The following is a 12,667-nucleotide window of genomic DNA, read 5'->3' as shown; positions in this document are numbered from 1 at the left end:
CCAGCGGCTCGGACCCGAGGGGGTCGCCATGGTTCAGGAACTGATCCTCGCTGCCGGGGCGGTCGGATCCGCCGGGGTGCTCTACGTCATGGCGGCGGCACGGGTCGTGAAGCAGTACGAGCGAGGTGTGGTCCTGCGCCTGGGACGGCTGCGCCGCGAGGTGCGCCAGCCCGGGTTCACGCTGATCGTCCCGGTCGTGGACCACCTCCGCAAGGTCAACATGCAGATCGTCACGATGCCCGTACCGGCCCAGGAGGGCATCACCCGCGACAACGTCACGGTCTGCGTGGACGCCGTCGTGTACTTCAAGGTCGTCGAGGCCGACAAGGCCATCATCAACGTCGAGGACTACCGCTTCGCGGTCTCGCAGATGGCGCAGACCTCGCTGCGGTCCATCATCGGCAAGAGCGACCTGGACGACCTGCTGTCCAACCGCGAGAAGCTCAACCAGGGCCTGGAGCTGATGATCGACAGCCCGGCCGTGGGCTGGGGCGTGCAGATCGACCGCGTCGAGATCAAGGACGTGTCCCTGCCGGAGACCATGAAGCGGTCGATGGCCCGCCAGGCCGAGGCGAACCGCGAGCGCCGGGCCCGCGTGATCAACGCCGACGCCGAGCTGCAGGCCTCGAAGAAGCTCGCCGAGGCCGCCCACCAGATGGCGAGCGAACCGGCCGCCCTGCAACTGAGGCTGTTGCAGACCGTGGTGGCCGTCGCGGCCGAGAAGAACTCCACGCTCGTCCTGCCGTTCCCCGTCGAGCTGCTCCGGTTCCTGGAGCGCAGCACCCAGCAGGCGGACCAGTCGGCAGCCCTGTCCGAGCCGCCGCACGCCGTGCCGCAGGACCTGCTGCCCGAGGAGGTCATGGACCAGATCAGGGACCAGGTCGGCGCTTCCCCCGCCACCCCGCCACGCAGCCTGACCCCGGCGCCCGACTCCACCGACGGCGCCCCCACCACCCCCGAGGGGTGAGTCGAGGCTCCTCAATCGCCGGAGGGGCTCAATTTGAGCCCCTCCGGGGGCACCTCCCAGCGGTAGCTGGGGGAGATTGAGGAGGCCCCGTCCGGCGAGGCCACGCGGCGCCAGCCGCATATCGGACGCTGCGGGAAGGGGCGGGGAGGGGGAATACCAACCTCAGACGCCCAGCACCGCCTTCGCCGTCAGGAAGTAGATGATCAACCCCGTCGCGTCGACCAGCGTCGTCACCATGGGGGCCGACACCACCGCCGGGTCGATCCTCAACCGCTTCGCGAGCAGCGGCATCGTGCCGCCGATCGTGGCCGCCCAGCCGCAGATCAGGATCAGCGTGATGCCGACGACCACCGCGACGTCCGCCCCCACGAAGAGCGTGCCGACGACCATGCCGAGGATCGCGAGCAGAGCGCCGAGGACCAGGCCGACCCGGCACTCGCGCCAGATCACCTTCAGCAGGTCGGAGCCGCGGACCTCGCCGACCGCCAGCGCACGTACACACGAGGTGGCGGCCTGGGCGCCCGCGTTGCCGCCCGCGCCGATCAGCATCGGGATGAACACCGCGAGCGAGGCCTTCTGTTCGAGAGTGGCCTCGAAGGCCTGCGTGACGGTGACGGTGAGGGTCGCGGCGATCAGGAGCAGGCTCAGCCACAGCGCGCGGTAGCGGGCCAACTGCCAGACGGACGCGGCCATGTAGTGCCCGGCCCAGGGCGCGGAGCCGGACTGGCGGGCGACGTCCTCGGTGTCGGCGGCCTCGATGACCTCGACCGCGTCGTCGATGGTGAGCAGGCCGACGAGGCGCTGTTCGCTGTCGACGACCGGCAGGTTCAGGTCGTTGGTCTCGCGCATCAGACGGGCGGCCTGCTCGGCCGAGTCGGTGGCGTACGCGTACGCGGGCTCCGTGACGACGAGGTCGGAGACGAGGGTCTCGGGCGGGTTGAGGACGAGTTCGCGCAGCTCGACGATGCCGGTGAGGCGGCGCGTGTGGTCGACGACGGGCAGCGTGTAGACGGTCTCCGCCTCGTTGCCCTCGGCGAGGACGACGCCGAGGGCTTGGCCGACGGTGAGGTCCTGGCCGAGAGCGACCACCTCGGGCGTCATGTAGCGGCCGACGGAGCCCTCCGGGTAGCCGAGGAGCGCGGCCGTCATCCGGCGCTGGTGCGAGCTGAGCCCGGCGAGGACCCGCTTGGCGACCTTGGCGGGGGCCTCGCGGAGCATCCGGGCGCGGTCGTCGGGGTCCATGGCCTCGACGAGTTCCAGGAAGGTCTGGTCGCGCAGGCCCTGGAGGATCTGCTGCTGGTCGACCGGCTCCAGCTCCTCGAAGACCGTCAGGGCGCGGTCCTTGTCGAGCAGCCGGAAGGCCATACCGGCGGCGGTCGCGTCCATCCGGGCCAGCTCGTCGGCGATGACGTGCGGCGGGTTGGTCTCCAGCCACTCCAGGGCGGCGTGCAGTTGCTGGCTCTGCACGAGGTCCTGAAGGGAGCGCTCGTCGGGCTCGGTGCGCTCGGAGCGCGGCTCTTCGGGCAGCGAGGTGTGCGGCATGCCAGATCCTCAGAGAAGTTCAAGTCCCGTGCAGGACAAGGGAGTTCGGGGCTGATCGGGGTGGGCGCCGAAGCGCCGGGCACCGCACTCACCGCCCCGCCCGACAGCCGTAAGGCGCGCTCAGCGCAGGCCGGGGGCCGGGTTCTGGAGGGGGTGGGTGCCTCGCGGTGGGTGACTGGGGGGTTCGCCGCGCATCGCAGCACCACCTCCGTCCGTCGCCACATCCGATGTACTCCGCGCGCCGGCCGCAGCGGACGCGCCGGTGCAGCCTACAGGGGATGGGTGAACACCCGCAGACCGGGTCTTTCGGGCACCTCGCCGGTAGGCGGCCGGTTCGCCGGCAGGCCGGGACAGGCCAGGCTGGCACCCCGGGACAGGCCAGGCTGGCAGGCCGTGACAGGCCAAGCTGGCAGGCCAAGCTGGCACCCCGGGACAGGCCCGGCTCCCGCGTCCCATACTTGAGGCATGGCGTCCCGCAAGGCGGCCGTACGGGAGCAGGGGACCGCGGACGGCGAGTCCCTGGAGTTCGTGCGGGCCGCGCCGAGGGTCGAGGGGATCGTCTCGGCGGTCGGGTACCGCACGTCGGCGCAGCGGCCGGGACTGCACATCGGGCTGCCGTCCCCGTATCTGACCTTGATCTTCTCCTTCGACGGGCCGGTGACGAGCGGACTCACCCCGCAGCAGGCGAGCGGCCCCGACGCCAGCCGGACCGACATCGTCCTGGGCGCGCTCCAGCAGGGCCCGGCGTACGTGGTGCAGCCCGAGCGGCAGGCGGGCATCCAGCTCGCGGTGCATCCGCTCGCGGCCCGCGCGCTGTTCGGTGTGCCCGCCGCAGAGCTGACCGGTGAGCTGGTGGCCTCGGGGGCGGATGTGCTGGGCGCGCGGGCCGAGGCGGTGCGGCAGCGGCTCGTGGAGGAGGGCGACTGGGCGGACCGGTTCGCGACGCTCTCCGGGTATCTGCGGGCGCGCGCGGCGGCGGCCGGGCGCTCGGCGCGGGTACGTCCGGAGGTCGCGGAGGCCTGGGCGTGGCTGGCCCGGCACCGGGGGGCGGGCACGCTCGACGGGCTCGCGGGGCATGTGGCGCTCAGCCCGCGCCGCCTGACCACGCTGTTCCGCGCGGAGACCGGGGTGACGCCGAAGCAGGCGGCGGGCCTGATGCGGTTCGAGCACGCGAAGGCGGCCGTGGTCCGCGCGGTGGTGCGGGGCACGGCGCTCGACCTGGCGCGGGTGGCGGCGGACTGCGGCTATTACGACCACTCGCACCTGGTGCGCGACTTCCGCCGCTACACGGGCGCGAGCCCGACGGCCTGGCTGGTCGAGGAGTGCCGGAATATCCAAGCCGGGGGCCATATGAACGGTGAAGGGTTGGAGCCATGAACACCACACAGAACACCGCGGAACAGAGCACCACCGACACCGCCGCGCGGCCCGCGCCCACCGTGTGGCCCACACTCCTGGCGCACGACGCCCCCGCCCTGATCGACTTCCTCGTCGACACCGTCGGCTTCGAGCGCACCGCCGTCTACGAGGACGCCGGGAAGGTCGCCCACGCCCAGCTCGACTGGCCGGAAGGCGGCGGCATCATGCTCGGCAGCTACGACCCCGAGGAGAAGGACGGCTGGACGCTGGAGCCGGGCACCCTGGGCGCGTACGTCGTCACCGACCACGTCGACGCGCTCTACGAACGTCTCACGGCACCCGGCTCCGGGGTGCGGATCCTGATGGAGATCAAGGATCAGCCGTACGGCAACCGGGAGTTCGCGATCACCGATCCGGAGGGCAACAAGTGGTCCTTCGGGCCGTACCGGGGCGAGCCGCGCCGCTGAACCCCCGCCTCCGTCAGCGCGGGACGAGGGGCCGGACCTCCTGGGCCGTGAACCGCACGAAGCCCTCGGGGTCCGGCTCCTCGGCCGTGGGCTGGAGCACCACCCGGTCCGCGCCCGCCGCCACGACGCGGGCCACGCCCTCCGCCACGGCCTTGGCGTCACCGGCGACGCCGATGCCGCTGCCGGGGGCCTGGCCGCACGCGGCGAGTTCGGCGGCGAGCCGCCGGGTGGCGTCCGGCCCGGTGGCGGTGAGGAGGTAGACCGTCAGCGGATGCGGTCCGGTGCGGCCGACCGCGGCGCGGCCTTCGTCGACGAGGGCGCGGGCCCGGCGGATCCCGTCGAGGGAGGTGCCGGCGTCGAGGACGTGCCGTCGGCCGCCTCCCCGCACAGACGCAGCGTGCGCGGGCCGCGGCCCCCGGCGAGGATCGCGGGCGGTACGGGCGGCGGCCAGTCGAGGGCGACGTCGTCCAGGCGTACGTACCGGCCCTCGGTGCTGAGCCGCTCGCCGCGGAGCAGCGCCCGCAGCGCGTCCAGGTGTTCGCGCAGCAGGGTGAGCGGGGACTCGACGCGGCTGCCGGTCTGGCCCATCCAGTCCTGCTCCGCTGCGCGGGCGACGAAGCGGAGTTGTTCGGGTGGGCACTGGGGCGGAAGACGGCGCCTAGGACGGTCATGGGGCCCGCACCGTCGGCTGGGTGCGCCACGCCGGCCTGCGGGTCCGTCGTCGAATGCCGGACGGCGGATTCTTCCCCACCCCGCCCCTTCCCGCAGCGTCCGATATGCGGCTGGCGCCGCGTGGCCTGCCGGACGGGCCTCCTCAATCGCCGGAGGGGCTCAATTTTGAGCCCCTCCGGGGGCACCTCCCAGCGGTAGCTGGGGGAGATTGAGGAGCGGGTCCGGGGCGGAGCCCCGAAGCTCCGCGGCCACGCGGCGCCAGCCGCATATCGGACACAGTCGGGAAGGGGCGGGGTGGGGAAGAGAACCTGCCGACTACGCCAGGCCCGCCAGCGTGTCCCAGAAGAGCCGTTCGTAGCTCTGCAGCAGACGACCGGAGCGGCACGCGGCGCTCACGTCCAGGCCGTCCACCCCGTCGAGCCCCTCCTGCACCGCCGCCTCCGCCTGCTCCGCGAGGGCGGGCGCCGGTGCGGCGAAGAAGTCGAAGAAGGCGCAGGAGTCGTCGTCGTATCCGTAGTGCCCGCGCAGGCCGTGGCCGATGCGGGCGCAACTGTCGCCCCAGGCGGCGAAGTTGGCGCTCAGCGCGAGGACGACCTCGGCCGGGTGGCCGGTGAGGGCGAGCCGGGCCACGTAGGAGGGATAGGCCTGGCAGCCGGGGAGCGGTTCGTACGCGTCGATCGCGGCGGCGTCGAGCCCGCAGGCCGCGGCGAGCGGGGCCAGGTGGTCGGCGGCGGTCCGCTCGCCCTCGGCGAGGGTGGCGAAGAACGCCGCGCTCGCGGGGGCACCGAGGGCGGCGGCGCGTTCGGCGAGGTGGGCGAAGGCACGCCGGTCGCTGGGGATGACGTGGCGCTGCTCCAGGGTGAGCGTGCTGATCGCGATCTGCCGGGCCGTGCCCTGTTCGACCTCGGCGACGAAGGCGTTGCGGGCGGGGTCCGGGCTGAGTTCGGCGGTGGTGGCGGCGAGCACGGCCGCGGCTGTGTGCGTCATGACGGCACCGTCGCATCCATGGTCGGAGCGTACGCGCACGCCTGCGCGCGGGCGGGGCGGCACGGGCGTGGGCGTGGGCGTGGAGCGTACGGGCGGCACAGGGGCACCGGACAGACAAGGTCAAGAACAGGTAAGGTGAGCCTTACTTTCCCTTGTCCTGTGTCGCCCGGAGGCCGAGCCATGCCCGAGTCCGTCAAGCCCAGTCGGCCGCCGCGCGTCCCGCGGCCGCACCCGGTGGAGCGGGCCGTGAGCGCGCGGATCGCGGCGCTCGCGGCGGGCGAGGTCGACGAGGCGGAGTTCTGGCGGGCCGCCGCGGCCGAGGGCACCCCCCTCGTGGAGCCCGACCCGGACGCGGACGGCCACTCGGTCGTGACGTTCCTGTGGCGCGGCTCCCCCGCGACCCGGACCGTGCTCGCGCTGCCCAACAAGGTCGCGGACCCGTCCGACCCCGCGGTCAACCGGATGGAGCGGGTGCCGGGCACGGACGTGTGGCACTGGTCGCTGCGGATGCGGGACGACTGGCGGGCCACGTACAGCCTGTGCGTGGACGAGGGCGAGGGACCGGCCGAGCCCGGCGCCCCCGAGCACTGGCGGTGGCTGCGCGGCCGGCACCGCGTCGATCCGCTCAACTCCCGTTCTCTGCAACGGCGTTGGGGTGCGGGCCCGATCTCGTACGTGGAGCTGCCGCAGGCGCCGCGCGGGGACGACTGGCGGGTGCGGGCGGACGTGCCGTGCGGCGCGGTGAGCGTGCACACGGTGCGCGGCGAGCGGCTCGGCAACGAGCGCCGGGTGTGGGTCTACGAGCCGCCGGGCCACACCGCACCGGAGGAAGGCCTTCCGGTCCTGGTCCTGTTCGACGGCGAGTCCTGGCAGCCCGCGCTCGGCCTGGCCACGCTGCTCGACAACCTGATCGCGGACGGCCGCATCCCGCCGGTCGCGGCGCTGCTCCCCGAGGCGCTCGACGCGGACACACGCTGGGCCGAACTGGGCTGCGACGACCGCTTCGTGGGGTTCCTCGCGGACGAGCTGCTGCCCTGGGCGGCGGAGCTGCTGCCGCTCACCACGGACCCGGCGCGCACGGTCCTCGCGGGCCAGAGCCTCGGCGGCCTGACGGCGGCGTACGCGGCGCTGCGCGCCCCGCACCGCTTCGGCAACGCGCTTGCGCAGTCGGGGTCGTTCTGGTGGCCCACGGGCGAGGCGGAGTCGGAGCTGGTGACGAACCTGGTCCGGGAGTCGCCGCGCCTTCCGGTCCGCTTCTGGCTGTCGGCGGGCGAGCAGGAGTGGGTCCTCGTCCCGGGCAGCCGCCGCCTGCGGGACGCGCTGCGCGAGCGGGGGTACGAGGACGCGGTGTACCGGGAGTTCAACGGCGGGCACGACTGGCTGTGCTGGCGTACGGAGCTGGCCGACGGAATCGTGGGGCTGCTCGGCCGGGCGGTCGGCCGGGCGGAGTGACCGCGCGGGTCAGGCCGTGAGCCGCACCGCGCACGCCCCCGCGTACCCCTCCGGCAGGTGAACGTCGGCGAGCGCCCAGCCGGGCAGCGGGTGCGGGGTCGGGCCCGTGCCGACGAGGGTGTCCCGGAGGCCCTCCTCCGTGAGGCCCTCGCCTGTGCCCTTCAGGCAGGCCTCCTTCCGCGTCCAGCAGCGGGCGAACGCCGCCGTGCGGGACGGGCCGGGGGGCAGGGCGGACAGTTCCGTGTGCTCGCGTGGGTGCAGGGACGCGGACAGGTCGTCGATGACGGCGTCGTCCGCGAGGGCTTCGAGGTCGACGCCGACCGGCCGGTCCGCGAGGCCGATCAGGGCGTACTCCCCCGAGTGCGACAGCGAGAAGTGGACCGGCGTGCCCGGCAGGGCCGGGCGGCCGTGCGGTGCGCCGCAGCCCGCGCAGGGTGCGCGGACGAAGCTCAGCCCGGCCGGGTCGCGGTCGAGGCGGGCGCCGAGCAGGCGGCGCAACAGGGCGTGCGCCGTGACGTAGAGGCGCCGGTCGGCGGGGCGGCGCAGGCCGGCGGCGCGGGCCTGTTCGTCGGCGTCGAGCAGCGCCAGGTCGTCCGGGGAGGGCTCGCCCGCGTCCTCGCCCGTGAGCCACAACTCCACGTCCGTGGACGCGCGGTGGAGGCCCGGCGGCACGTTCAGCCGCCGGGCCCCCACCGCTGCGGGCCCGCTCAAACCGCGCCCGCCGCGACCGCCGCGACCGCCACGCCCGTCGCGCCCTCGACGTGTCCCGCGCACTCCTCGTACGGGGCGGGGCCGTGCACCACCCGCCAGCCCTCCGGGGCCGGGGTGTGGGCGGGCCACAACGAGTGCTCGGCGCGGGTGTTGCGCAGCACCAGGTGCGTGGGCGCCTGGGCCTGCTCCCCCGCAGGCTGGTCGAAAGGCCCGGGTGCGGGTCCGGAGGCGGATCCGGGGGCGGATCCGGGGGCGGATCCGGGGGCGGGTCCGGGGGCGGATCCGGGGGCGGCGGTCATCGGTCGAGCTCCTTCAGGCGGCGGCTGAGAACGTCCGCGATCTGGTCCAGGTGGGGCGCCTGGGTGAGTTGCGGGTGCAGGCAGTCGACAGTGTGCTCGGACAGGGTGCCACCGACGTACGGCCGCCACGCGTCCGGGGTCAGCCAGTCCTCGGGGCGGGGCGCGGCGGCCGTGAAGAACAGTACGTCGCCGTCGAAGCGCCGGTGCCGGTGGGCGCGCATCAGGTGGGCGTTGTTGATCACGATCTCGACCACGGCACCGAGCGTGGTGTCGCTGAGCCCGGCCAGGGCACTGCCCTCGCGGTGCAGGGTGGCGAGGACGTCGTCCCGGGTGAGCTCGTCCGTACGCTCGTAGCCGGCCATGCGCAGGAGCGCGGTGAGCGCGTCGGCCTCGGCGGGGACGGCCTGGTCCTGCCACTGGTCGGAGGGGTAGGCGTCGAGCAGCGAGAGCAGCTCGACCTCCTCGCCCGCCTCCCGCAGCAGCACGGCGACCGTGTGCGCGAGGACGCCGCCGACGGACCAGCCGAGCAGCCGGTACGGGCCGTGCGGCTGTACGGAGCGCAGCCGGATGACGTAGTCGGCGGCCATCTCCTCCATGGACGCGGGGAGTTCGGCCCCAGCTTCGAGTCCGAGCAGTCCGCGGGCCTGCAGCCCGTACACCGGCTGGTCCGGGTCGAGGCGGGAGAGGAGCCCCGCGTAGCACCAGCTGATGCCGCCCGCCGGGTGGAAGACGAACAGAGGGGTGCGGTGGCCCGTGGTGCGCAGCGGCAGGAGCGTCCTGAGGACCTCGTCGTTGCCGAGCCCGCTGTCCAGCTGCGCGGCGAGGGCGGCCGGGGTCGGGGCCTGGAACAGCGCGCCGATGGCGAGTTCGATGCCGAGGGTGTCGCGGATGCGGCGGACCAGGCGGGCGGCGAGCAGCGAGGTGCCGCCGAGGTCGAAGAAGCCGTCATCCACGCTCAGTCGGTCAAGGCCGAGGACCTCGGCGAAGAGCCGGGTGAGGGTCTCCTCGCGCGGGTCGCGGGGCGCGCGCCCGGTGCCGGTGGCCGCCTGCGCGGGGGCGGGCAGGGCCTTGCGGTCCAGCTTGCCGTTGGGGCTGAGCGGGAAATCGTCGAGGACGACGACGGCGCCGGGGACCATGTAGTCGGGCAGCGTCCTGGCGAGGCGGTCGCGTACGGCCTCGGTGTCGATGCCTGCCGGAGCGGTCACGTAGCCGACGAGGCGCTGGTCGCCGGGCCGGTCCTCGCGGACCAGGACACAGGCTCCGGTGACGCCCTCGCAGGCCGCCAACTCGGTCTCGATCTCGCCGAGTTCGATGCGCAGTCCGCGCAGCTTGACCTGGTGGTCGGTGCGGCCGAGGTACTCGATCTCACCGTGCTCGGTCCAGCGCGCCAGGTCGCCGGTGCGGTACATGCGGCTGCCGGCCGGTCCGTACGGGTCGGCGACGAAGCGGGACGCGGTGAGCGCGGGCCGGCCGAGGTACTCGGTGGCCAACTGCGCGCCCGCGAGGTGGAGTTCGCCGGGCACGCCGGGCGGGCACGGCTGGAGGGCGGCGTCCAGGACGTACAGGCGGGTGTTCCAGACGGGCTTGCCGATCGGCACGGGCCCGGCAACCCCCGGCCGGGTGTCGCACGGGTAGTACGTGACGTCGACGGCCGCCTCGGTGGGGCCGTACAGGTTGTGCAGCTCCACCTCGGGCAGCGTGCGGCCGAACTCCTGGACGGTCTCGCGGGGCAGAGCCTCGCCGCTGCAGAACACGCGGCGCAGGCCCGTGCACTCGGCGGCGCCCGGCTCGGCGAGGAAGACCTGGAGCATGGACGGCACGAAGTGGCAGGTGGTGACGGCCTGTTCGCGGATGGTGCGGGCGAGGTAGGCGGGGTCCTTGTGGCCGCCGGGCTCGGCCATCACGATCGTGGCGCCGACGCGCAGGGCCCAGAAGAACTCCCACACGGACACGTCGAAGCCGGACGGCGTCTTCTGCAGCACGCGGTCGCCGGGCCCGAGCGGGTACTCGGCCTGCATCCAGCGCAGCCGGTTGTCGATCGCCCCGTGGGGCACGACGACACCCTTGGGGCGGCCGGTGGAGCCGGAGGTGTAGATGACGTACGCGGGATGCTGCGGGGTCAGCGGGCGGGGCGGGTTGATGCCCAACTGCCCGCTGGTGTCGAGCTCGTCGAGGACCACGGCCGGTACGCCGACGCCCGCGGGCACGCGCGCGGCGGTGTCCGCGACGACGACGGCGGGCCGCGCGTCCTCGACCATGTACGCGAGCCGGTCCGCCGGGTAGTCCGGGTCGAGCGGCAGATAGGCGCCGCCCGCCTTGACCACCGCGAGCAGCGTCACGACCAGGTCGAGGGAGCGCGGCACGGCGACGGCGGCGAGCGCGCCGGGACGCACACCGAGCGAGGCGAGGTGCCACGCGAGCCGGTTGGCGCGGGCGTTCAGCTCGGCGTACGTGAGGGTGGTGTCGCCGAAGACCAGGGCGGGCGCGTCCGGGGTGCGCGCGGCCTGGGCCTCGATGGGACCGATGAGGGTGGTCGGGGGCACGTCCCGCGCGGTGGCGTTGAACTCGTCCAGGACCAGGGCGCGTTCGGTGCTCGTGCAGATGCCGTGTCCGGCGAGCGCGGCGTGCGGGTCGGTGGCGGCGATACGAGCCAGGAGTTCCAGGAAGCGGCGCTGGTGGACGCCGAGTTCGCTCTCCTCGTACAGGGCGGGGTTGCCGTCGTAGTCGATGCGCAGACCGCCGCCGTCGGCGCGGTCGTAGATGTTGACGGTGAGGTCGTCCACCGGGCCCGCGGACAGGTTGTGGGCCTCGGTCGGGGCGCCGGCGAAGGTCAGGCCGTAGTCGAACGGCATGACGTTGACGAGCGGCCCGACCAGGGCGCGGCCCTCGCCGAGGAGGCCGAGGTCGCGGCGGATCTCCTCGTACCGGTAGCGCTGGTGCTTGCGGGCGGCGCGGATGCCGAGGACGACCTGCCGGGTCAGCTCGGCGAAGGTGGCCTGCGGGGCGACGGTGAGGCGCAGCGGCAGGACGTTCATGACCATGCCGGGGATGCGCAGGGCGGCGGAGCCCATGCGGCCCATCATCGGCAGGCCGAGGACGACCTCCTCGGAGTGCGTGGCGCGGGACAGGTACAGGGCCTGAGCGGCGATCAGCACCTCCGGCCAGGTGGCGCGCACCCCGGCGGCCAACTCCTTGACCTGGGCGGAGAGTTCGGTGCCGATGTGCGCGGTGCGGCGGTGGAAGGTGCGGGAGGGCAGCGCGGTGCGCCCGGCGAGGTTCACGGCCTCGGGGCGGTCGGCGAACGCGGCGTTCCAGTGCGCCCGGTCGGTCTCGTACGCCTCGGAGGTGCGGTACGCGGTGTCCTCGGCGACGAGGTCGGTGAGCCGGCCGAAGGGGCTCGGGCCCGGCTCTTCGCCGGCGGCGAGGGCGGTGTACGCCTCGGCGGTGCGGCGGGCGAGCAGCGAGTAGCCGAAGCCGTCCATCACGGCGTGGTGGACGCGCTGGAACCAGAGCCAGCGCTCGTCGGCGACCCGGTACAGGGCGTGCTGGAACAGCGGCCCCGCCGCGAGGTCGAAGGGCACCGCGAGGTCGGCGCCCATCCGGGCGCGGGCGGTGCCGTCCGGGTCGTCGAGGCCGCGCAGGTCGTGCGCCTTGAACGGGAAGCGCACCGCGTTCTCGTCCACGGTGCCGCCGTGCACGGGGCCGAGGGCGAGCGGCAGCTGACGGGGCCCGTCGGCGGTCTCGACCAGGCGGACCCTGAGCGCGTCCGCCTCGCCGGCGACGCGGTGCAGGGCCTGCGCGAAAAGCCGCGGGTCGACGGGGCCGTGGATCTCGATGCACTCCGCGGTGTTCTGCGCGGGGCTCTCGGGATCGAGGGCCTGCGCGAACCACATGCCCGACTGGGCGGCGGTGAGCGGGAGTCGCACGGCCTGCTCGGCGGGGGGCTCGGTGGCGGGTTCCAGTACGGCGGTCATGCCGTGACTCCGAGCAGCGGCGCCCAGGCCTCGACGGCGGGCTGTTCGGCGAGGTCCACGAAGGTCGCCTCGACGCCGTGGTCGCGGCGCCAGCGCTCCAGGAGGGCCATGATGCGGACCGAGTCGAGGCCGTAGTCGACGAGGTTCTCGTCGACGGGGATGTCCTCGACGTCCTCGCCGAGCGCGTCGGCGACGTCCGCGCGTATCAGCCCGATGGTCAGTGTGCTCGTTGCCATG

At 74.0% G+C, this 12,667-nt stretch carries 10 protein-coding genes and 1 pseudogene; 4 read left to right on the top strand and 7 right to left on the bottom strand.

The window, feature by feature from the left end:
* The first annotated feature begins 28 nt into the window (after positions 1-28).
* Positions 29-967, top strand: coding sequence for a slipin family protein (locus QIT00_RS12510; RefSeq protein WP_282535271.1), 939 nt, complete (start codon positions 29-31; stop codon positions 965-967).
* A gap of 162 nt (positions 968-1,129) precedes the next feature.
* Here the strand turns inward: QIT00_RS12510 and mgtE are convergent, their stop codons facing one another.
* Positions 1,130-2,509, bottom strand: a complete 1,380-nt coding sequence (gene mgtE, locus QIT00_RS12505) for a magnesium transporter (RefSeq protein ID WP_282535270.1) — start codon at positions 2,507-2,509, stop codon at positions 1,130-1,132.
* A 465-nt stretch (positions 2,510-2,974) separates the two neighbouring features.
* Between mgtE and QIT00_RS12500 the strand changes: the two genes are divergently transcribed.
* Entirely contained in the window at positions 2,975-3,886 is a 912-nt protein-coding gene (locus tag QIT00_RS12500) for a helix-turn-helix domain-containing protein (RefSeq protein ID WP_282535269.1), read from the top strand.
* Positions 3,883-4,335, top strand: a complete 453-nt coding sequence (locus QIT00_RS12495; RefSeq protein ID WP_282535268.1) for a VOC family protein — start codon at positions 3,883-3,885, stop codon at positions 4,333-4,335. The genes QIT00_RS12500 and QIT00_RS12495 overlap by 4 nt, the downstream gene beginning before the upstream one ends.
* Before the next feature lie 13 nt (positions 4,336-4,348).
* Here the strand turns inward: QIT00_RS12495 and QIT00_RS12490 are convergent.
* Together QIT00_RS12490 and QIT00_RS12485 are read right to left on the bottom strand one after the other, a co-directional pair.
* A pseudogene (locus tag QIT00_RS12490) lies at positions 4,349-4,932 on the bottom strand (LLM class flavin-dependent oxidoreductase); the annotation flags it as partial.
* Positions 4,933-5,322: 390 nt separating this feature from the next.
* Positions 5,323-5,994: a thiaminase II/PqqC family protein gene (locus QIT00_RS12485; RefSeq protein WP_282535267.1), complete on the bottom strand. Its 672-nt coding sequence runs from the start codon at positions 5,992-5,994 to the stop codon at positions 5,323-5,325.
* Positions 5,995-6,174: 180 nt separating this feature from the next.
* On the opposite strand from QIT00_RS12485, the gene fes reads away from it, so the two are divergent.
* Positions 6,175-7,446, top strand: coding sequence for an enterochelin esterase (gene fes / locus QIT00_RS12480; RefSeq protein ID WP_282535266.1), 1,272 nt, complete (start codon positions 6,175-6,177; stop codon positions 7,444-7,446).
* 9 nt (positions 7,447-7,455) lie between these two features.
* Here fes and QIT00_RS12475 read toward each other — a convergent pair whose 3' ends face one another.
* From QIT00_RS12475 to QIT00_RS12460, 4 genes are read right to left on the bottom strand one after another with little or no spacing between them, the layout of a single operon-like run.
* Positions 7,456-8,157, bottom strand: coding sequence for a 4'-phosphopantetheinyl transferase family protein (locus QIT00_RS12475; RefSeq protein WP_282535265.1), 702 nt, complete (start codon positions 8,155-8,157; stop codon positions 7,456-7,458).
* On the bottom strand, positions 8,154-8,456 hold the full coding sequence (locus QIT00_RS12470; RefSeq protein ID WP_282535264.1) for an MbtH family NRPS accessory protein: 303 nt from the start codon (positions 8,454-8,456) through the stop codon (positions 8,154-8,156). Before QIT00_RS12470 ends, QIT00_RS12475 begins: the two co-directional genes overlap by 4 nt.
* Complete coding sequence (locus tag QIT00_RS12465) at positions 8,453-12,430, bottom strand: amino acid adenylation domain-containing protein (protein ID WP_282535263.1); 3,978 nt, start codon at positions 12,428-12,430, stop codon at positions 8,453-8,455. The genes QIT00_RS12470 and QIT00_RS12465 overlap by 4 nt, the downstream gene beginning before the upstream one ends.
* Positions 12,427-12,666 (bottom strand): phosphopantetheine-binding protein, encoded by a 240-nt coding sequence (locus tag QIT00_RS12460; RefSeq protein ID WP_282535262.1) that lies wholly within the window; start codon positions 12,664-12,666, stop codon positions 12,427-12,429. Before QIT00_RS12460 ends, QIT00_RS12465 begins: the two co-directional genes overlap by 4 nt.
* Between the last annotated feature and the right edge of the window lies 1 nt (position 12,667).

The organism is Streptomyces luteolus, assembly GCF_029968015.1.
GTDB classification, from domain to species: domain Bacteria; phylum Actinomycetota; class Actinomycetes; order Streptomycetales; family Streptomycetaceae; genus Streptomyces; species Streptomyces luteolus.
The sequence above is the reverse complement of the archived record's forward strand: the minus strand, read 5'-3'. Positions and strand labels throughout refer to the sequence as shown.